Below are 20,597 nucleotides of genomic sequence, written 5' to 3'. Positions count from 1 at the left end.
TCCTTGCGCCCCAGCTTTCATGCGGAGGGCGCGCATACGAAATCCGAAACAGCCTATTATGTTTTGTAACTCGGCATTTGATCTATTCGGCGTAAGGATTTGAGCGATCGGCAATATTTCGAACGGAGGGGGATCTGACTTGCCATGCTGCTTTCTGCGCCATTAGAGGAATAACCCCGGATGACCGACCCAGACGAAAGGTAGCGCCATGACTGACCCGCTGTTCTCAATTGCCGGCAAAATTGCGCTCGTGACGGGCGGGACAAGCGGTATCGGCTTGATGATCGCCCGCTGCCTTATCCGCCGGGGCGCAAAAACCTACATTTCCGGGCGGGATCTCGGCGAAAACGGTGGCGCTCGCCGAGAGACTTTCCGCCGAAGAAAAGGGCGAATGTGTCGGGCTCGCCGCCGACCTTGCGCTTGAAATGGGGCCGCAACGCCTTGCCGGGGCGATCGCGGAGCGGGAGCAACAGCTTCATATTCTGGTCAACAACGCCGGCGCCGGCGAAACGGCTTCCTTGCCAGAGGTTTCAGTCGAAGCCTGGGACACGGTCTTGGATGTGAATTTGCGGGCGCCGTTTTTCCTGGTTCAGAGCTTGCTGCCGCTCCTGGAAAAGGCCGCAAGCGATACGGATCCGGCGCGGGTGATCAATCTGGGATCTATAGGCGGACTTCATATTCCGAACTGGGATGCATTTCCCTATGGCGCATCCAAATCCGCAATTCATCACCTTACCCGTGCGCTGGCGAAGCGGCTCGGCGCAAGCCGCATCACGGTAAACGCCATTGCGCCCGGACCGTTTCCATCCAGGCTGACCGACACAAGTTCAGATGCTGTGAAAAAGAGCATCGCGAGTTATGTGCCGCTGGGACGACCGGGCGAGCCGGAAGACATCGAAGGGCTGGTGGTCTTTCTGGCGTCGCGCGCGGGCGCCTATGTCAACGGCAGCACAATCGCGCTTGATGGCGGCTATGTCGCCGCACTTTAGGCTGTCGTAGCCCGCGTTTTCCTCGCCAATCCTTTCAGCTTTGTTTTCGGCGACGGTTGTCGCCCGCATCATTGCGACAAATCGTGCCTCCGTTTCAGGCAAGTTACCCACATTTTCCCTGAATACCTTTCTCCGGAAAAACAAAAACGATGAGGGGAGTGGAGAGTGATTTGTTCTCATATGCGCAAATGTCAGCAGGCCCGCCAGCGACCGAATTTTTTCCAATTGGCTCATGCCCGCAAATGAGAAATGGATGCTGAGAAATTCCGCCGGTCAGCAATCCTTCCATGCTGTGGCCGGCCGCCATCCCAGCCGAACAGGGCAAGCGCTTGAGCGCGGCTGTGTTCGGTCTGGGATGGCGCATTTTGTGTCGAGGCGGGCCTTTTGCGAATTCGAGGGCGCGCTGAATTTGCCGGCGCTGGACCTACCTTTCAGTGAAACGCGTCGGCCTTGTTGAAGGCATCAATGTCTGTGACCGAAACTAGTAGTTCGAAAGGGCGCGTCAGTGACTATTTCGTTGTTTGATACGCATGCGCACCTGATTTCAGATGACTGGGACGCGTATAAACCGACGCCTCTCACGGCTGGATTGCCCACGCCGGAACGGCCGAACTATTCGGTAACAGTCGAATCGCTGATCGACATGATGGATGCAAACAAGGTTGAACGCGCCTGTCTTGTTCAGCGCGGTCATGTCTATGGTTATGACAACAGCTACATTATCGACTCTGCCGGAAAATTTCCTGACAGGCTGTATCCCGTCGTTATTCTGGACACGCAGGATCCCGACACGCCGAATGTTTATCGAAAGATGGTCAAAAATGATCATGTGCGCGGTTTTCGGATGGCGAATGCGCGACCCTGGCTGCTTGACACAGCTTGGATGAGTTCACCTTCTGCGATGGAAGTGTGGAAAGCCTGTGCGGATCTGGGCACGCCGATGACCCTGATCTTTTATCAAAAGCAACTGTCTTATAATCTGCCGTTGCTCAAAATTATTGCGGCTCAATTCCCGGACCTTCCTATCATTGTCGATCATGGCGGCATGCCATACGGCATGACGCAGGTAGAGGTCGGTTATGCGGAAGAAGATGGCGAGGACATCGTGATGCCGCCGCCGCCGGATTTCGGCATTAACGAGACGATCAAAATCTTCGAGGACGTGCCGAACATATTTTTCAAGTTTACTGAAATAAATATAGAACGCCTTACGGCGGAAAAAATCAGGCCGGCGCATATTGTCCGCCGCATGGTCGATGGTTTCGGGCCCGACCGGCTGATGTGGGGCTCGGATATCGGCCAAAGCATGTTGTGGCCGTATGATCAGAAGGTTGAGATGGCGCGCCGCGCCGCCGATTTTCTCACCGATGTTGAGGCGAGCAAATTCCTCTACGAGAACGCTGCGCGCATTTTCAGCAAGGCCTGAATAGCGCGGGCCGTTTTCAGGGCGCTCGCCGCAAGGGCGCCCTGACGCGCAAAGCACGGTATTTGGTCAATAATCCCCTATGCCGCCACGGCATAAGCGGCGAGGTCAGACGGTCAGCTGTTGCCAAAAGACTACGGGAGTTGCGGTGAAGTCCTCCACAAAATTTTGATCCGATTGGATCAAGCCGCGTTTCTGCGGCTCAGATAGTGGTTCTGATAACTACAACAATAGACTTCAGTAGGAGGGGTAGGAAATGCTTAAGAATTTAGCGATGGCGTCCATTTCAACGGCGGCCTTGATGACCGCCCAGGGCGCTTTGGCGCAACCGGTCTCAGAAGGCTCAGACAACAGCCGTCGCGCTCGCGGCGGCGATGAGATTATCGTCACGGCGACAAAGGTCGAGACAAATCTGCAGGAAACGCCGATTGCGATTACGGCGGTGACCTCGGAAACATTGGCGCAACGCGGCCTGACAACAACAGCGGATCTGGGCAAGATTGTGCCGAACGCGGACTTCCAGAAAGCGCAAGGAATTTACGGACCTGCGGTTACAGTGTTTTTGCGCGGCGTCGGCCAGCATGATCCACAACTAAATGGCGAACCAGCGGTCGCTTACTATATCGATGACGTCTACTACCCGCATCTGTTCGGTTCGCAGTTTGACCTGCTTGATCTGGATCATGTGGAAGTGCTGCGCGGCCCGCAAGGCACACTCTTCGGGCGCAACGCCATTGCAGGCGCCGTCAACCTTGTCAGCACGAAACCAAGCCTGACGGAAGCAAGCGCCTCGATTGAGGCGACGATGGGCGCTTATGAGCGTCAGGACTTCCGCGCTTCTTTCTCTGTTCCTGTTACCGACACGCTCGCGGTCGCCGTCACGGCGCTTTCGAAAAAGCGTGAAGGCTATCAGGAGATGATCGACTTCACCTGTCAGATGCACATGAACGGCACGCCGGAACTCGCCGGATCGTTCCCGTTCCAGACCCCGGATACGACCTTCGCCGGCGGCACGGCGCCCGACAGTTGCGTCATCGATCATCTGGGCGGCGAGGATACCCGTGCTATTCGCGGCTCGGTGTATTGGGAGCCGACCGACCGGCTTTCCATCTCGTTCAGCGGCGACTACATGGATCAGGATGACGATATTCCAGCCGAATACATCATCGATACCGATTACGCGCAGACACAGTCGCGTGCGAATTTCGTAACGGCGTTCGACCAATTTTCGGTCGCTGGCGATCCGCCATTCCAGTGGGATGAGCGTTTTGAGACCGGAGATCCGTACAAGACCTATGACAATTACTGCGATGCATTCCCGGCCGGCACGCTGATACCCGGCAACTCTTACTATAACGGGTCAGTTTTCAAAGGCGGCAAATGTTACGGCAACACTGTGCCGCTGTCGAACTGGGGTTTCCAGGGTAAAGCGGTCTATGGCATTTCAGACAGCATCGACTTCTCGCTGATCGGCGGTTATCGCAAGCTTGAGTTGAGCTTTGGCGCTGCTTCTGACGGCACGCCGCTCAACGATCTCGATCATCTATCATGAATTCGATGAAACCCATTGGAGCGGCGAAGCGCGATTGACCGGTCAGCATGACTGGATCGATTGGGTTGCTGGCTTCTTCTACTACAAAGGGGATGCGTTCCATCTCGGCCAGCCGCAGGGGGTACGCGCCGGCACGCAGCGCTTTCAGGTCGATACTTACGAACCGACAGCATGGGCCGGCTATGGCAATGTGGTCATCCACCTTATGGACGACCGTCTCAACCTCACAGGCGGCATACGCCGGTCGGATGACGAAAAATTCGTCGACTTCAACAGCCTGACCGACGCTACGCCTCCCGGACAGACGACATTCGTTCCGTCAGCCGCCAGCACCATTTTTGATGTGACGATCGCGACCGATCGCTGGGACTGGAAAGCCGGCCTCGATTACCGTGTCACCGATCAGTTCATGGTGTATGCCTCGGCCGGCACCGGATACCGCCTGCCGGGCTTTAATGTGCGCCCTTCGCAGCCGGGACAGGAAGGCCAGACACCTGGCGAGGCGCTGCGCAGCTATGAACTTGGCTTCAAATCCCAAAGCTTCGACAATCGGCTGAAGGTCAATTTCGCTGCGTTCCTCATGGACTTCACCGAGCGTCCCGCGACCTTTGCGGGGCAGGAGGCTCAGCTTACTGACGACCTTTCCGGCAACGTGCCCGGCGGATCGACGGTTATTCCCGGCGGTCCCACCGGAACGAGCTACGCGGACACATTCACGACTTGCCGGGATTACGACATGGCGCTTGACGGGGCTGCAAACCCGGCTGCCGGCGTCGGCGTCAACTGTGTCGCGCGCAGCTACTATTATAGCGTCGCCGGCAAGGTCAAAGGCATCGAGGCCGAAGTCGAAGCCGAGCCGATCGACAATCTTCGCTTCACCGGTTCCATGGGGTATGTGGAATGGGACGCGGAAGACATCACGCGGGTCGTGCGTGTTCCCGACTGGACGGCAAGCGCCGGCGTCTCCTATGAGTTTCTTGATGTGTTGGGTGGGTCGATCACCCCTCGCCTTGACTGGTACTACACTGGCCGGACAGCGTATAACGCCAACCTTCCGGAGTTTGACCAGCTGGCATACAGCCTCGTGAACACTCGGATCACCTATCACAACGAAGAACATGACTTCGACATCGCTGTCGGGGCCACCAACCTCTTTGACAAATTTTACTACCGCAACAAAATCGCGTTCCAGGCATTTGGTTTGCCGACCAATCTTGGCCAGCCGGCGGCGCCGCGCGAGTGGTATGTAAGCGTCAAGAAGCGGTTCTAGCTTGCCCTCGCTGCGAGCATTTCCATTTGGGACTGCTCGCAGTAAATTTGTGATAGAATGGCGCCGGGGGGCTTGGGGCGAAACCCTGAACTTCACCGGCGCCTTTTCAGTGAATAACAATGCATGCTGGGAGGCGTCAGCAATAAAATGAACGTCTCCAGGACAATGGGAGAAGTATTATGATTGAACGGCGCACTGTGCTGGCGTCCGCACTGGCGGCGACGGCGTTTGGCTCCATGACCGGGACCGCCGGCGCCATGGGGGCGAAACCAAAAAACAGGCCTTTCAAGCTTTTTGATTGCCACGGTCATTTCTATACAGATGACTGGAGGAAGTACCCATTTAACGCCAAAACCGCGCGCTATGGTCCAGAGCGCATGGTCGCCAAGGCCATGGAAAATCCCATGACGGCGGAAAAAGTGCTTAAATTCTGGGATGAAGCCGGCATAGAGCGCGGACTTGGCGTTCAATATTCAAGCACTTATTTCACCGACAATAGCTATCTTCTGGACATTTCCGAAAAATACGATCGCATCACGCCGATCGTCATTCTGGATGCGACCGCAGAAGAAACGCCGGCAACGCTCAAGAAAATGGCGAGCGAGAACGGGATAGCAGGCGTCCGCTTTATGGGGCGGCCCGACAGTTCAGGCGTATTTCCATTCATGAGCGAGGCGGCTTATCCCTCCTGGGAGATGGCGAATGAGCTCGGTCTGACGATCACGCTCATGCCGCTGGCCTTCGACAATCCGGGCGCGCCCATACGGCGCGTCGCCGAGATGGCGGTGCTTTATCCGAATGTGGGCATTGTCATGGATCACATCGGCTTTCCGAGATATGGCGAAAGACCTGATGCATTCGGGTATTTGCCCGAGCATCTGGCGCTCGCTGTGCATAAAAACATCTACTACAAATATACGACCTTCCTGATTGAGATGTTGCTGAATGACGACACGCCGCTTCAGGAGTTCCTGGAATATACCGTCGGTGTGTATGGCGCGAACCAGATGATCTGGGGCTCCGACATCGGAAATAGCGAGGTCGATGATCTGGAGTTTGTTCAGCACGCACTCAATTCCGCAAAGGGGCTTTCCCTGGATCAGCAAAAGGCGATCTTTTATGATACGGCCAAGGGATTGTTTATTCCCGGCGGTCGCGGCGCGGCGTAGTCGCTTGAGATTTCCTCGCCGTTTTTTACCGAGCAGAAAAAAGCCCGCTTTGTGAAGCGGGCTTTTTGTTGTTTCAAAAAGTCTCAGGCGGTGACGATCAATCGACCGTGAAGATACTGCGCGCAATATGGCGAACGCCGCCTTTGCTGCCGCCAACCACCTGCATGGGATCGTTCTTGCTGTTGAAATAGTAAATTGCGCCGATTTTTCCCGGCTCGACTTCGTAAGCGTTTGGATAGCCTACGTCCCAGCTGCCGCCATCGTCGCGCACAATGATTTCATTGCCCCAGCTTTTGCCTTCGTCTTCGCTCACGACAGCGCGGATGCCGAAATTTTTGAGGCGATAGCCATAGACAACGACAAGCCGGCCGTCGCTCATGCGCACTAGGCTGCCGGGCGCGCCCCAATCATTGACCCGCGACAGGAAACCCCAGGTTCTGCCGCCGTCATCACTGTAATAAATTTCAGACCACATGGTGCCCCGCGGATCGCGCTGGCAACGCAGAATGCAAAGAATGCGGCCGTTCGGAAGCATAATCGCGCGTGGATAGAACCAGCGATGACCGCCAAAGGCGTGACTGGTTGTCCAGTCGCCGGACGCCTCGGCTTTCGGATCATGCTGGGGAGTGATGAAAGACATGAAACGGAATTCGGTTCCGCCATCGAGGCTGCCATAAACCAGCGGCCGTCGATTCCAGCCATCCTCAGCAGACTCAAACATAAAGAGGAGGCATCGTCCGTCCGGGCGCACCAGATAGGAATTGAGCCCTGTAAGCGAGCTTAGCCCGTCAAGCGGCAAGGGAGAGCGCGGTGACCAGCTGCGTCCGGAATCCCTTGAAACCTGGATGGAAGTGCGCGCTTCGGGCTTGCCGAAATTCTGTCCGAAATTGCTGATCAGCACGTTCTTGTCGAGATAGTCGACCGGCGCCCAGTCTGCGCTGTCTTCCGATGTCTCATCGTTTTGCTGATCCACCATGTTGATGATGGGGTTGTCGCCATTCCAAGTCCGGCCACGGTCAGTTGAGCGCACCGTCACCATGCGCCGGTCGGTGGCCCGGGTGGCGAGGTTGTCGTGATTGATATTGTTCGGGTCGTTATAGACGACGGTCAAAGACAGAAAGCTCTGAAGGAAGTCGCCATTGGCGGTCTCCCAGAAGCCCATCGTATAGGGCCAGGAGCAAAACTCGTCTTCGCGGCGATACACGATCGAATGATCGACGTCCTTTGCGCCGCGCGGCGCTTGATAGCGTTTGATCACCGCGGACTTTTTGCGCGCCGCAGCTGGCGTCGACGCCAAGCCGGCGCCGATAAGCCCGGAAATAAGCACGTTGCGTCGCTCGATCATGAACATTCCTCCCGTAGTCGCAGCGTATCGTTAGACCTATCCTTGGTTGAAGGCGTGCTCGCTTGCAACAAGAGAACGAGCGATGTCCGCGATGATCCAAATTCAGCGCCTGCTCGGTCAAATTTCGCGCTGCAGCAAGGGCTTATGATCCGGCCTGCAGCAAAATTTGGAGCCTGTCGGGGCAAGTGGACGCGCTCACAAGCGCCCTATGTTTGTGGTGCGCCGCCGAAGATAATGGTGAATATATAATGATAGAACGCCGCAGCGTGCTCATCTCCGGCCTGGGGGTGTCTGCACTTGCATCATGCGCAACGGGCGCGCCGGCAATTCACCGGGGCGGATCCATCAAGGACCAGTTTCGCCCGCCTCGCGAAGACTTAACTGCTGAGCATGGAATCGTTTATCGCAATGAGAACGAGTTTTGCGGCTGGCCGTTTTATTGCGGGTTTTGGAAGACGGGCGATGACTCGCTGCTGGCAAGTTTCAAACGTATTCCAACCGAATACAACGCCTATAACGATGTCGACCACAACAACCTGACCAGGAACAAGGGCGCCCTTTGGACGATCCGTTCGCGCAATGGGGGCGAGAGCTGGGACCCGGCGACGTTTCAACAGATCTTCGACATGACCATTCAGGAGGAGAGGGACCTCCCCGGCGGCGGCGCGGCGGACTGGTCCGGCGAGGCGCCGCTTGATTTCCTCAATCGCGATACGTTGCTGATGGGCGGCGGCATTCCGCGCCTGTTCTCTCCGGATGGTCAGGCCTGGTTGCGCGCCTCGAGCGACGGCGGGCGTAGTTGGCGCCGGGCGATGCTGCTTCCGAAATATGAATTGCCCTCGCTGACCGCTTTTGGCTCGTCGATGTACGCCACGCGAGAGGACGGCGTTCACATTCTCGGGCTCAATACAGCCGCACCCGGAACACTCGGCCCGCGCCCGCTGGTCTATCAATCGAATGACGGCAAGAACTGGCGCTTTCTTTCCTTCGTCACCGAGGAGCGTCCGCCATCGCCTTTCTATCCGGGTGGTTCGCCCTTCGCACCGGCGCCGCATTTTTATCCGCGCGTGACGATCTTGAAGAGCGGGCGCATGCTGGCGTCGTTGCGCTATCAACGCGACCCGCGCGACGTGATCTGGACCGAGATTCATGAAAGCGAGGATGGCGGACGCACCTGGCGCTATCTCTCTCGCGTCAATGATTGGGGCGCGCCGGGCGATCTTGTTCCCATGCAAGACGGGCGGGTGGCCTGTGTTTATGGCTTCCGCATCGAGCCGCAGGGCATTCGCTATCGGATCAGCGAAGATAAGGGGCGCAGTTGGGGAAGCGAGATGATCCTGCGCGATGATGGCGGCAGTTGGGATCTGGGTTACCCCCGCGTCATAGAGGTCGAACCCGGACAGTTGATGACGATCTACTACATGAACCTCAAAAGCGATCCGGTGCAGGTGAATGGCGGCGTGCGTCATATCGCGTGGACCAAGTTCCGCCCGTGAATATCGATGACCGCCAGCTCAAACCGGACCTTGTGACAGATGACTGATAGTTTTAAGCCGCCGCGCCATGCCTCTCATGCAGAGCATGGCGTCGTCTATCGGAACGAAGCGGAATATTGCGGATGGCCATTTTATTGCGGGCTCTGGCAGACAAATAATGGCGATATCGTCGCGAGTTTCAAACGGGTGCGGAACAATTACGCCGACGCCGATGATGTAGATCATGGTCAGATCGCGCGAAAGCCGGCGCATCTGGTGACCATCCGCTCCACCGACGGGGGAGCAAGCTGGGATCGGGCCAGCGTTCAATCTGTCTTCGATATGGCGGCGAAAGGCCCGGAAGATTTCCCCGGCGGCGCATCCGCTGACTGGTCGGCGTTGCCGCCGCTCGATTTTTCAAGTCGAGACACGTTGATCATGGGGGGCGGCTTGCCGTCGCTATTCGGCCAAACCGCACAAGCATGGTTGCGCGCATCAAGCGATGGCGGCGTAAGCTGGCGGGCGCCGATCATATTGCCGCGATACAGCCTGCCGTCCCTAACGAATTTCGGCTCACCCATGTATGCTACGCGTGATGACGGCGTTCACTTGCTCGGCTGTCAGACCAATTCCCCGGAAGCATTGTCACCGCGCCCGCTTGTCTACGCCACAACTGATGGGTGGCGTTGGCGGTATCTTTCCTTCATGACTGAGGAGCGTCCGCCGTCGCCTTATTATGAATTGAAGTCGCCATATTCGCCGCTGCCGCATTTTTATCCGCGAATTATTGTGCTGCCCAACGGAAAGGTTCTCGCATCGCTGCGTTATCAGCGCGATGCGCGCAGCGTCATCTGGACAGAGATTTATGAAAGTCTGGATGGCGGGCGGAGCTGGGGGTTTCTTTCCCGCGTGAATGACATTGGCGCGCCCGGTGACCTTGTACCCATGCGTGATGGGCGCGTGGTCTGCGTTTATGGGTACCGCACGATGCCGTCTGGCGTTCGCTACAGAGTAAGCGAAGACGATGGACGCACATGGGGCCGGGAAGTGATCCTGCGGGATGATGGCGGCAGTTGGGATTGCGGGTACCCGCGCGTGATCGAAATCGAACCCGGCAAGTTGCTGACTGTGTATTACATCAACCGGAAAGATGACCCGATGCAAATGAATGGCGGCGTTCGCCACATCGCGTGGACAAAATTCCGCCCTTAGCCAACGCGGTTGAAAACCCAGCCCGTCATAATACGAGCTGGGCCTTGTGCGCGGTGCGTCTTAAACAGGAACTTCGTCAAGCTGGCGCGGCGTTTTGAAGAGTTTCTCCGCGCCATTTTTGGTGACGACAACGCTGTCGCCCAGCACATGATAGCCGGCGATCGGCGTGTATGTGTTGGGATGGACGATAAGTACGGAATTTTCTTCAAGCACGGTTTCGACGCCCTCGAGAATAAGGACCTCATCTAGATAAAGACCCAGGCAATGACCGCGCACGCGGGTATATTCCGCCGTGCAATATTCGCCATATCCGTATTTGCGGAACACGTCGTTTTCCGCTTTTGCAATGTCATTTGCAGTAACGCCGGGTTTGATCACGTCAATGCCGGCAGCGACAGACTCGTCGAACAGGTCGAATGATTTCTTCTGTGCGTCGCTGGCAGGCCCCATCACGGCGGATCGGCAAATTTGCGTCCAATAGCCGTCCCATTGCGGCGTCAGCTCCGTTCGGACCATGTCGCCTTTTTGAAGCTTGCGGTCAGTAGGCGGGGTCATGCCGCGCACATCGTCGCCGCCAGACGCGATCAGCATGAAATTGTCAGCGCCGCCCATGCTGCGCAGCTTGGCCTCAACATTGGCGACAATGTCGAACTCATGGGCGCCGGGCACGATCGCTTCCAGGAAGGCGAGCCACGCCGCATCACAGATTTCGCCGGCGCGACGGAGCTTTTGGATCTCCCAATCGCTTTTCACTAGGCGGACCTTGTCGCCAATCATCGTGCCGTTGACGAAGGCGGCGCCGGGGGCGGCGGCTTCGAGGCCTGAAAGCAGGTTTTTCGGGAGAAAATCCCAGCCCGCAACGCCGATCTTGTCGGGCGCGCCGCCTTCGCGCAGGCGCGCGGCGATGTCGTCCGGCGAGGAAAGCGTGACGCGACGCACATCGTCGACAAACCCGGCGGCTTTTGTCGCGCGTTCATCTTCTGCGGAAAGCACAAACGCGGTTGGCGCGCCATTGGCGGGAAGATAGGCGAGGGCGACGCTCGACTGGATAGCCGCGCCCGTGACATAGCGGAAATTCTCGCGCCGCCAGGATGGCGCATAGATAAGCAGACCGCCCAGGCCGGCTTTCTCCATTTCCTTGCGAATGCGTTTATAGCGCCACTCACGCTCTTCAAGGGGCGGTGCGGCGATTGCTGGTTGCGCCATTAGGGTCATGTGAGAGTCTTTCTTTAGCTATGCGGCGATGATGTTCAGGCTGCCGGAGAGAAGACGCACGGTTGCGGCGGATGCGAACACGCCAGCCGGTGTCTTCAGTGTGAGGCGAGGGGCCACGACTTCGCCCTCGACAAATGCTCGATTGGCGTCTGCAGCCAGGCGATAGGCCCCGCGTGTTTCGATATCGACATGCGACCAGCAGGAAACGGTGAGGTTTTTCTCGCCGGGAAAGGCTTTTGCAATAGCGGCTTGCAGGGAGCTTTCGCTTGCGCCGGGTTTCAGTGCGCTGAACAGCGCGTCTCTGGCGCGTTGGAGGATTTTTCCGGCGTCGCCGCCTTCCGTACGGGCTGCTTCCATCCAGACATAGCGATACTGGCCCCAGGCGTCGATGAGCCGCTCGCCACTATCGGCAGTTCTGCAATGGACTTCGAGATCCGCATAGCCGGCGCGCCGGCCATCGCCAACCATGAGAGAAAGACGCGCGCCATCTTCGGTTTCATGCGCAGCTTTTTCGATGACGCCGGAGAGAATTTGTCCTGCGTCTTCGAGCAGGGCGAGTTCTTCCGGATCGGGAACGCGGCGCGCCTCTTTTACAAGGCTTCCAAGCGGGCGCAATTCTGCTTCAGGCGCCGCCTCGCTCAACTGCGTCAGAAGCGCGTTTGGCCACCACTCGCTGTCAATAAGACCGACAACTGCTTTCGCGCCGCCTTTGTGTTCATCAAGAAATCCAGCGATGTTTTTCGCCGCATTGGGGCCGCTGCGAATATCGTCAAGAATTGTCGTGCGCTTAATCCAGGGGTTTACGCGCTTGGACAGTTTCATGATGAGCGCGGGAGCGCCGTCAACCGGCACAGCCAGCACCGCTTCGTTCCAGTAGAGGCAGAAATTGGTCAGATAGGCGAGGTCGCCGCCGCGCGATATGTCGGCATAGACGAGGCCGACGGTGCAGCCTTTTTCCTTGAGTTGGGCGCGCAACTGATCGAGGCGGTTTTCATAAGCCGTATGAGGCGTTTCATTGATGTCGAGTTTAACTAGGCCGCGCTTCATGCTGCGCCTCCTGCGAGTTGAGGGCCTATGGCGATAATGCCGCCGCCGCGAATCATGTCGAGAAGAAACGGATCGACGGGATTGCCTTGCAGCGTTTCTCCCGTGCGCTTGTTGAGGATACAGGCATTGGGAAGGTCTACGAACACCGTATCGCCTTCTTCAACACTGGCGGTGACGCCGGGCACTTCAAGTATCGGCAGGCCGATTTCGAATGCGTTGCGGTAAAATGTTCGCGAAAAATATTCTGCGACCACGCAGGAAACGCCAGTCGCAATCATTGCTTTCACCGCGACGGCGCGCCCTGATGATTGTCCGAAATGTTTTCCGGCGATCAGGACGTCGCCTTTTTGAACTTCCTTGCCGAAGCGGGGATGCTCGTCCTCCAGGACAAATTTCGCCGCTTCTTCCAGCGGCTGGTACACGCGCCGCGTTTTAATGATCTGGTCAGTTGGAATGTAGTCGCCGACTTTCCAGCAACGGCCTGTGAATGCAAAATCGTTCATGCGTCCTCTCGAATGTCTACGATGCGTCCGGCCTTCGCAGAGGCGGCGACGGTATGCGCTGATGCAAGGAACATCTTGGCGCGGGGGCTGCCATTGCGGCCGGGGAAGTTCCGTGAATGGGTGGAAATCATCGCTTCGCCGTCTGCGAGCGCGCCCATATTGACCGCCTGGTTGGAGCCGGTGCTTGGCGGGAACCACAAGGCGCCGGCATTATGCAGCTTTTCAACGAGGCCTTCTTTTAAGGCGTCCGCGAAGGCGTTTCGGCTCGACGGCACGATGTTGAAACGCACTTGCGGATTTACGCTGGCGTTTTCGAAAACCTGCGCTGCGGCGCGAATGTCTTCGATACGCCCGCCGCCATGTCCGCCGAGTTCGGCATATTGTATGGTCTCGCCAGCGACTTCGCGTGCATTTTTGACATTGCCGACCGTGGGCGGACAGGCGATCTGCGGCCCGACGCCCGAAATATCGAAGTCCAGCGTTCTCTCAAAATCTGCATCGGTCGTTTTCGGGATGTCGAGATCGCGCCATGATCCCATCGCGCCGACTTTTTCCGCAAAGTCAAAGACTTTTTGATCCGGCACGATGTAGCTGCATTTGGCGCCGACATCGACATTGATGAGGGGAAACAGCCAGCGATCAAACAGGCTCAGTCCGTCAATGAACGGGCCGCCAAATTCAAGCGCCTTATAAACGACGCCGCCTTCGCCGATCTGCGAGACTAGCCACAAGGCGATGTCGCGGGGCGTTGCGCCCGGGGCGAGTTCCCCATGCAGATTGATGCGGATCGTGCTCGGGACTTTGAACCATGCCTTGCTGTAGGGAAATACGGTGCCCGCATGGGAATCATTGCCGAGTGCGGCGGCGAAAGATCCCATCACCCCATAGACCGGCGTATGGCTGTCTGAACCGACCAGCACCATGCCCGGTCCGATGGCGCCGGCTTGAAAGACGGCGTTGTGAATGTTGCCGCTGCCGCAATCGTACAGATTGATCGCGTTTTTGCGCGCCCAGACGCGATCGGCCTTGAGCATTTCCGCTTCATGTTCGCGGGGAGGCGAAAAAATATGATCGAACACCATATGAAGACGCTCGGGGTTTTTCAGCGGGCGGTCGATCTTTTCATCATAGAGCTTCGTGGTCAGGTAGCCGCTGATTTCGTGCATCACCATGCCGTCGACTTCTGCGACAACCACTTCGCCCGGCGCAGCGGATTTACGCCCGCTGGCGCGAGCGAGGATATTCTCGATAAGTGTTGTCATTTGAGCACCTCGCGCGGATCAGTAATGTGTCCGGTCAGCGCAGAGGCGGCGGCCGTCGCCGGACTCGACAAATAGATATCGGACTCATAGCTGCCCATGCGTCCCCGGAAATTGCGGTTTGCGGTCGACAACGTTACTTCGCCGTCGCCCATGGCGCCCCCGTCGCCGGCGCAGCCGCCGCATCCGGGGTTGGTGATCAATGCGCCCGCATCGATCAGGGTGCTGAGCAGGCCTTCCTCGGTTGCGCGTTTTAAAATCCCGCGCGAACCCGGCGTCACCATCATCCTGACATTTGGCGAGATCTTGCGGCCTTTCAGGATCGCCGCGACTTCCACGAGGTCGTCATATTTCGCATTTGCGCAGGAGCCGACGAAAACCTGATCCAGCTTCAGACCGGCGACGGCTGAAATTGGTTTCACATTGTCGACTACATGCGGGCAGGCGATTTGCGGCTCGAGGGTTGAGACGTCCAGCGTGATCGTCTCGCTATAGGTGGCGCCTTCATCCGGATAGAGCGCCGTGCTTTCGGGGTCTTCGACTCCGGCCGCGCGGCAAAACTCGAAAGTTTTTTTGTCCGGCGGCACATAGGCGTTCTTGCAGCCCATCTCCATGGCGAGATTACACAAAGTCATGCGTTCGGAAACCGAGAGGCTCCGGGTTAGGCTGCCATGAAACTCTATTGATTTATAAGTGGCGCCGTCGGCGGTAAGATCGCCGATCAGCTTCAGCATGATATCCTTGGGGTAGACGCCTTTGGGCAAGCGGCCCTCAAGAGTGATCTTGATCGATTCCGGCGTCATCATCCAGATCGTGCCTAGCGCCCAGGCGGCGGTGATTTCGCTGAAGCCGACGCCGGTGCCAAGCGCGCCGAGCGCGCCATAGATCGTCGAGTGAGAATCGGTGCCGATTATGACATTGCCGGGGCGGATGCAGCCGTTTTCCATCAGCGCCAGATGGCAGATGCCTTCCTGCACGTCGAAAAACTTTTTGATGCCTTGCGCTTCGGCGAACTGGCGGCTGCGGCGGTGCTGACTTGCAACGAGGCTCGTGCGGGCGGGGGAGATGTGGTCCATCACCATCGCCACGCGTTCAGGGTGTTTCAGAACCGCGCCGTCGAGTTTTTCGAAGGCGGCGATGCAACGCCAGCTTGCGGTGTGGCTCATGTAAATATCCGGCGCCACATCGGCGATGTCGCCCGGTTTCAAGTCATTGACGCCTGATGCGCGTTCAAGCGCTTTTTGCGCAAAAGTCTTTGCTGATGTGCTCATTGCGCCTGACTTTGCTCCTCTTTCAATTTTCCGGCGACGAATGGCATAAGCCCGCCAGCGTCCAGAATGCGTTGCATGTTTTCCGGGTAAGCGCTGAACCCGTATGTTTTACCTTTGGCGGAAATTTTTCCGGCGGAGAGGTCGATAAAGATCTCGTCCCCGTCGCTGACGTCTTCAACAAGCTCCGGGCATTGCACGGCCACAAGCCCTGTATTGATGGCGTTGCGGAAGAAGACGCGCGCGAAGGAGGCCGCGACGACCGCTTTGACGCCGGCGCCGATCAGACAGGTCGCCGCTTGCTCGCGCGCACTACCGCAGCCGAAATTCCGGCCAGCAACGAGCACACGCGATTTGTAAAGGCGCTGCTGGAACTCCTCGCCCAGCGGCTCGAAGGCGTGTTTGGCCAGCTCGACTGGATCGATGCTGACAAGATATCGGCCCGGAATGACCACATCCGTGTTGACGTGATCGCCCACAGAAATGCAGGGTCCGCCGAGTTTTTCCTCTGCGTTGCTCATGGGGTTGTCTCCTCAAGGAACAGGTCAGTCGGCACGTCGTGACCGACGCCGGCCTTTTTGGCGGCTTCGAGCGCAAAGGCGCCGACGGCTGCGAATTGCAGGCCCATGCCGGTGTTGTTTGCGAAGATCGTGACTTCGTCGTCACTGTCGCGGCCGGAGACTTTTCCGGACAACAAATCGCCGATCGGCGCGATATCTTCGAATTTGATGTGCCCGCGCTCAACAGGGCCGAGAATGTCGCTCTGGCCGACCTTCTTGATTATCGGCACGGAGGTCACTGCAATACGCGCGGCCTTGTCGAAGCTCGCATCGTCGAGTTCGCGGCGATCATTGGTTTCGTCGGGCGAGGTAATCGACGTCAGATGCGTGCCGGGCTCCACCCAGGAGCCGTCGAAGCAGGGCTCCATCGCCGCCGTAGCGCAAGTGACGATATCGCAACCGGCGACCGCGTCGCGGCGATCTTTTGCAACAACGACCCGTCCGTCATAGCGGTCTTTATATTCTGCGACGAAGCGTTCGCAGTTTTTTGTGGTCGGGCTGAACACGCGCAGTTCTTCGAGATCAGGGCGGACGTGGAACATGGCTTCGAGATGAGCGCCGGCTTGCCAGCCGGATCCGAAAAGCCCCGCGACCTTTGCGTTTTTTCGCGCCATTTTGTCGATCGCCAAAGCAGAGGTCGCGGCGACGCGCCATTTCTGCAAGACGCTGTCATGGATAATGCAGAGCGGCTCCAGCGTGCGAATGCTATAGAGCGTCACAAGCCCGCAATATTTTTTTCCAGGGGCCGCCGGGATCAGACGGCGGCGTTGTTCACCGCTTGGCAGCGTTTCAACGCCGGCGATGTCGGATGTGATGCGCAAGGCCCACACGCCGCTCGCCAGATTGGCGCCTTCCTGGGATTTGAATCTGTAACGAAAGCCCGGATATCTGTCGTCTTCTACCGGGAAGAAGGTGTGCGTGCGTTCGCGGTTTACCGCTTCCTGACGCTCTAGTTCGATATAGGCCTGCTTGAGCGGATCAAGACAGTCCGCAAGCGTCATTATTTGTTCAATCTCTTCGTTCGAGATGACCAGCATGAAAAACTCCGATTTTTTTGTTTTTCTTCAAATACCGGCCGCCGCCAATTCTGCGTGAGCAGCGCCGGCGGCGGCAGTGTCGTTAAGTGTGGGCGCTGACCAATGGTCTGCGCCGTCCGCAAGTTTTAGAACTTGTGGGTTAGGCCGAGAACGAACTGGCGGCCCGTTCCGTCATATGAGCGCTCGTCAAATGTGAAGAGCGATCCGATGATAAGCGGCGGCGCCTCATTGAAGAGGTTGTTGACGCCAAACCGGACGACTGTGTTGCTATCTTGCGAACCCGAACCAAGGAGATTGTCGAGCGTTGCAGACAGGGCGAGGTCGACAGTTACGAAGTTATCATCGACGCTTTCATTCTGACGATCGACGACCGTCGAAACGAGGCGCGTCGTGACAGCAGCCCGGTAGTTAAAGTTCGGTCCGAAATTGAGCGCCGCAGAATAGTTGCCGCGCCAGCGTGGCAGGGGTTCAGCGACACCGCTCGTGTCATTGCGGTATCCCACGCCATCAATGATTGGACCGTTCAGCTCTTCCTGATACTCATACTTGTTCACAAAAGACGTGCTGGTCTTGAGTGTAAGTTGACCCCAGTCACCCAGTTCCGCTTCGTAACCGAGTTTGAAGTCTACGCCATTGGTTTTGACTGATGACGCATTGATGATGGGCAAGGTGATCTGAATCGGACGACCGCTGCCATCACGCACAATCAGCGGGCTGGTCGGGTCGTTTTGAATCAGAAGTTCAGGGTCGAGCTGGATCGCGATCCCGGAGAAATCGTAGTTCCAGAAATCAGCACTGACCGAGAAGCCGTTCCATTCGTAATCCGCGCCAATATTGTAGCTCTTGGATTCTTCCGGATCGACATCACCGCCTTGCTCAATCGACTGAACCGTATCCTGTTCGCTGGTGACCGGATCAACCGTCACGTTCACAGCGCCAATACGGGTGCCGTAAACCTGATTGAGACTGGGCGTGCGGAATGCAGTGCCCCATGATCCGCGCAGGGTCAGACCATCGACAGGCTGCCAGACAAGTCCGACCTTCGGATCGAAGCTGTTCAGGCGACCGCCGAAATCTTCATACCGGCCAGCGACAGAGAGTTCGAGCGTTTGCAGAAGGGGAGCGCGCACTTCGAAGAAAGCGGAGATAGCGTCGCGGTCACCACTGGCGTCGACTTCACGGCCCTGAAACACAAAGCCCGGAGACTTGCTGAGTTCCGAAACGTTGCGGCGCCAGCTTTCTTCACGATACTGGAAGCCAACCGCTGCGCCCAATGTGCCACCCGGCAGTTCAAAAAGCGGCGCAGAAGCGACAAATTCAGCCGTGAACAGTTCCGTGCGCCCGTCCTGAACGAGTTCAGGGGCAAGCCATTTCACCACTTCGGGATCATTGTACTCAGCATCGCCCGGGCTTGCCAAAAATGCGCTGGCAAACGGGTTAAAATATGAGCAATCGCCGATGCCCGCCATTCCGGTTGTCGGATCGCATTGCGCGCCACCAAAGCCGTTGAGCGCAGCGGCCCATCTTTCTTCGACAACGTCAGAGCGTTTCACCATCGAATCGCTCGTCGCCCAGGTGACATCGCCTTCAAGCAGAAGGCCGGAGTCAAACGGGCGGTAGTCAAAGCCGGAATTCAGTCGAATATAATCGGTTTCGAGCTGACCGGGCCCTTCGCGAAGACCCACTGACGGGTTTCCGTTGAGAATGCCGCGCTGGAATGTTGCGACGACTTCTTCGCCGAACACGTTGCCGGGGTTGGAAATCGGCACCGTCGATGCAGAGCGTGATGTACGCGGGAAGGCGGTCGGCACGGCTTGCGTGAAGCGTTCAAAACGTCCGCGGCTGATGCCGGCCTCGTAATGCGTCTCAAACGAGTCTGTAACGTCGTAATTGGCGCGGACCATCGCATTGAGGCGTGTCTCTTTAGAGTTATAGCCACGCCCTTGAGCAAAGATTCTGATGCAGCGGTCGCCGTCAATAATACTGACGGGGTTTTCGCCGGTGATGCCCGGATAAAGGTCCGCAGCCAGATCATCGAGTGCAGGGCTCGCGCAAAGCGGATCAGGCACGCGGCCTGAGCTCGTGATGAAAGAGCCTGGCGTACTGAAGCTCGAGGTCGCGCCATAATCGAAGATACGGTCCGAGAATCTGTTGTCCAGGAAGTTCGGATCGCGTTTTTGGAATTCGATCGCAGAGACGATGCCGCCGCGATCACCCTGCATGCCCCAAATGGCTTGCGCGGAGACGTCGTCTTTGCCGCCGAATTGCGCACGCTGCCAGTTGGCGTCAATTTCGAAACCCTGGAATTTGTCGCGCGTGATGAAGTTGACCACGCCGGCGACAGCTTCTGAACCGTAGAGCGCTGCGGCGCCGTCTTTCAGAATTTCAAGACGCTCCACCATGATCGATGGCATGAGCGAGTTTACGTCAACCATAGTGACGTTTTTCTTGCCTGGCTCTGGCGTGTCGACCTGGCGCTGACCGTTAATCAGGACCAGTGTTGAGCGAACGCCGAGACCGCGCAGGTTAAACGCGGTCGCCGTTGAATCGGACTGCGTTGATTGTTCGTTGTTGTGAAAGCTGCCCGAATTTAGCGTCGACGTGATGACAAACTGGCCAATGGTGGCCCTGTTTGCGCCGGTCAACTCATCGCGGGATACAAGCTCTAGAGGCGAAGATAACGGAGTATCGAGGCCGGTAGAGATACGCGAGCCCGTTACTGTGATTATGTCCGCCGATTCCGTAGGGTAGTCGGAAGACGCCGCCTCGTTTCTCTGGTTGGAAACCGTGTCAACTGCGGCGGGACCGTCTTGCGCCTGCGCATATTGCACTGCCGACACATATTGAGCGCCATTTGCAGCTTGAGCCGAACGAATGAGAATGACGCCCGAGTCTGTTTCTTCGTAAGTAAGGCCAGTATCGCCCAAAAGTTGTTGCAACGCTTGATCGCGTGTCAACTCGCCTCGCAATGGCTGACTGACGCGGCCCTGAACAATGTCGCGTGAATACAGAAGTTGAGATTGGGATGTTGTCCCGAACGCATTCAGCGCTGTCTCAAGTGACTGCTCAGGTATGTCAAAGTCGCTGACAGTGTTGTTCGCCTGCGCCGACCATGCAGGCATTGCGGCGTGTACGGCGAATGCCGCAGACGTCGCATATAGGTATAGTCTAAGTTTTTTGATTCCGTGTTTCATATTCCCTCCCAATACCCGGATGTTTCGGTGTTTTTTTGGAATTTAGCCCGGTATCGTAAATAGTAAGACGCGCCAGGTT

16 protein-coding genes are annotated in these 20,597 nt (G+C 57.3%); 7 read left to right on the top strand and 9 right to left on the bottom strand.

Annotation, left to right across the window (positions count from 1 at the left end; all coding sequences use genetic code 11):
* The first annotated feature begins 350 nt into the window (after positions 1-350).
* The 5 genes from AC0L8G_RS17555 (at position 351) to AC0L8G_RS17535 (ending at position 6,403) form a co-directional block, all read left to right on the top strand.
* A complete protein-coding gene (locus AC0L8G_RS17555; protein WP_473385451.1) occupies positions 351-989 on the top strand; it encodes an SDR family oxidoreductase in 639 nt (212 codons plus the stop codon).
* A gap of 505 nt (positions 990-1,494) precedes the next feature.
* Positions 1,495-2,415, top strand: coding sequence for an amidohydrolase family protein (locus AC0L8G_RS17550; protein ID WP_473385450.1), 921 nt, complete (start codon positions 1,495-1,497; stop codon positions 2,413-2,415).
* A 253-nt stretch (positions 2,416-2,668) separates the two neighbouring features.
* Complete coding sequence (locus tag AC0L8G_RS17545; RefSeq protein ID WP_473385449.1) at positions 2,669-3,964, top strand: TonB-dependent receptor; 1,296 nt, start codon at positions 2,669-2,671, stop codon at positions 3,962-3,964.
* A complete protein-coding gene (locus AC0L8G_RS17540) occupies positions 3,912-5,234 on the top strand; it encodes a TonB-dependent receptor (RefSeq protein ID WP_473385448.1) in 1,323 nt (440 codons plus the stop codon). The genes AC0L8G_RS17545 and AC0L8G_RS17540 overlap by 53 nt, the downstream gene beginning before the upstream one ends.
* Before the next feature lie 179 nt (positions 5,235-5,413).
* Complete coding sequence (locus AC0L8G_RS17535) at positions 5,414-6,403, top strand: amidohydrolase family protein (protein ID WP_473385447.1); 990 nt, start codon at positions 5,414-5,416, stop codon at positions 6,401-6,403.
* A 97-nt stretch (positions 6,404-6,500) separates the two neighbouring features.
* Here AC0L8G_RS17535 and AC0L8G_RS17530 read toward each other — a convergent pair whose 3' ends face one another.
* On the bottom strand, positions 6,501-7,748 hold the full coding sequence (locus tag AC0L8G_RS17530; RefSeq protein ID WP_473385446.1) for a sialidase family protein: 1,248 nt from the start codon (positions 7,746-7,748) through the stop codon (positions 6,501-6,503).
* Between the two features lie 248 nt (positions 7,749-7,996).
* Between AC0L8G_RS17530 and AC0L8G_RS17525 the strand changes: the two genes are divergently transcribed.
* Positions 7,997-9,244: a sialidase family protein gene (locus tag AC0L8G_RS17525; RefSeq protein WP_473385445.1), complete on the top strand. Its 1,248-nt coding sequence runs from the start codon at positions 7,997-7,999 to the stop codon at positions 9,242-9,244.
* A gap of 39 nt (positions 9,245-9,283) precedes the next feature.
* Complete coding sequence (locus tag AC0L8G_RS17520) at positions 9,284-10,435, top strand: sialidase family protein (RefSeq protein ID WP_473385444.1); 1,152 nt, start codon at positions 9,284-9,286, stop codon at positions 10,433-10,435.
* Positions 10,436-10,495: 60 nt separating this feature from the next.
* Here AC0L8G_RS17520 and AC0L8G_RS17515 read toward each other — a convergent pair whose 3' ends face one another.
* From AC0L8G_RS17515 to AC0L8G_RS17480, 8 genes are all read right to left on the bottom strand, one after another.
* The gene (locus AC0L8G_RS17515) at positions 10,496-11,650 is read right to left on the bottom strand and encodes a M24 family metallopeptidase (RefSeq protein ID WP_473385443.1); all 1,155 of its coding nucleotides are present in this window, start codon (positions 11,648-11,650) and stop codon (positions 10,496-10,498) included.
* Between the two features lie 18 nt (positions 11,651-11,668).
* Positions 11,669-12,697, bottom strand: a complete 1,029-nt coding sequence (locus tag AC0L8G_RS17510) for an aminopeptidase P family N-terminal domain-containing protein (protein WP_473385442.1) — start codon at positions 12,695-12,697, stop codon at positions 11,669-11,671.
* Positions 12,694-13,200, bottom strand: a complete 507-nt coding sequence (locus tag AC0L8G_RS17505; RefSeq protein WP_473385441.1) for a LeuD/DmdB family oxidoreductase small subunit — start codon at positions 13,198-13,200, stop codon at positions 12,694-12,696. The genes AC0L8G_RS17510 and AC0L8G_RS17505 overlap by 4 nt, the downstream gene beginning before the upstream one ends.
* A complete protein-coding gene (locus AC0L8G_RS17500) occupies positions 13,197-14,462 on the bottom strand; it encodes an aconitase family protein (protein WP_473385440.1) in 1,266 nt (421 codons plus the stop codon). Before AC0L8G_RS17500 ends, AC0L8G_RS17505 begins: the two co-directional genes overlap by 4 nt.
* Positions 14,459-15,730, bottom strand: coding sequence for an aconitase/3-isopropylmalate dehydratase large subunit family protein (locus tag AC0L8G_RS17495; protein WP_473385439.1), 1,272 nt, complete (start codon positions 15,728-15,730; stop codon positions 14,459-14,461). Before AC0L8G_RS17495 ends, AC0L8G_RS17500 begins: the two co-directional genes overlap by 4 nt.
* Complete coding sequence (locus AC0L8G_RS17490; protein WP_473385438.1) at positions 15,727-16,248, bottom strand: LeuD/DmdB family oxidoreductase small subunit; 522 nt, start codon at positions 16,246-16,248, stop codon at positions 15,727-15,729. The genes AC0L8G_RS17495 and AC0L8G_RS17490 overlap by 4 nt, the downstream gene beginning before the upstream one ends.
* On the bottom strand, positions 16,245-17,324 hold the full coding sequence (locus tag AC0L8G_RS17485; protein WP_473385437.1) for an ornithine cyclodeaminase family protein: 1,080 nt from the start codon (positions 17,322-17,324) through the stop codon (positions 16,245-16,247). The genes AC0L8G_RS17490 and AC0L8G_RS17485 overlap by 4 nt, the downstream gene beginning before the upstream one ends.
* 125 nt (positions 17,325-17,449) lie before the next feature.
* Positions 17,450-20,281, bottom strand: coding sequence for a TonB-dependent receptor domain-containing protein (locus tag AC0L8G_RS17480; RefSeq protein ID WP_473385436.1), 2,832 nt, complete (start codon positions 20,279-20,281; stop codon positions 17,450-17,452).
* Positions 20,282-20,597: the final 316 nt, after the last annotated feature.

This window comes from Hyphococcus sp. D3-15 (assembly GCF_055809375.1).
The sequence above is the reverse complement of the archived record's forward strand: the minus strand, read 5'-3'. Positions and strand labels throughout refer to the sequence as shown.

Bases quoted from the DNA above. Each gene is read 5' to 3' on its own strand.
- AC0L8G_RS17545 (WP_473385449.1), top strand. From the start codon at position 2,669: ATGCTTAAGAATTTAGCGATGGCGTCCATTTCAACGGCGGCCTTGATG.
- AC0L8G_RS17535 (WP_473385447.1), top strand. From the start codon at position 5,414: ATGATTGAACGGCGCACTGTGCTGGCGTCCGCACTGGCGGCGACGGCG.
- AC0L8G_RS17530 (WP_473385446.1), bottom strand. From the start codon at position 7,748: ATGATCGAGCGACGCAACGTGCTTATTTCCGGGCTTATCGGCGCCGGC.
- AC0L8G_RS17525 (WP_473385445.1), top strand. From the start codon at position 7,997: ATGATAGAACGCCGCAGCGTGCTCATCTCCGGCCTGGGGGTGTCTGCA.
- AC0L8G_RS17520 (WP_473385444.1), top strand. From the start codon at position 9,284: ATGACTGATAGTTTTAAGCCGCCGCGCCATGCCTCTCATGCAGAGCAT.
- AC0L8G_RS17515 (WP_473385443.1), bottom strand. From the start codon at position 11,650: ATGACCCTAATGGCGCAACCAGCAATCGCCGCACCGCCCCTTGAAGAG.
- AC0L8G_RS17510 (WP_473385442.1), bottom strand. From the start codon at position 12,697: ATGAAGCGCGGCCTAGTTAAACTCGACATCAATGAAACGCCTCATACG.
- AC0L8G_RS17505 (WP_473385441.1), bottom strand. From the start codon at position 13,200: ATGAACGATTTTGCATTCACAGGCCGTTGCTGGAAAGTCGGCGACTAC.
- AC0L8G_RS17500 (WP_473385440.1), bottom strand. From the start codon at position 14,462: ATGACAACACTTATCGAGAATATCCTCGCTCGCGCCAGCGGGCGTAAA.
- AC0L8G_RS17495 (WP_473385439.1), bottom strand. From the start codon at position 15,730: ATGAGCACATCAGCAAAGACTTTTGCGCAAAAAGCGCTTGAACGCGCA.
- AC0L8G_RS17490 (WP_473385438.1), bottom strand. From the start codon at position 16,248: ATGAGCAACGCAGAGGAAAAACTCGGCGGACCCTGCATTTCTGTGGGC.
- AC0L8G_RS17485 (WP_473385437.1), bottom strand. From the start codon at position 17,324: ATGCTGGTCATCTCGAACGAAGAGATTGAACAAATAATGACGCTTGCG.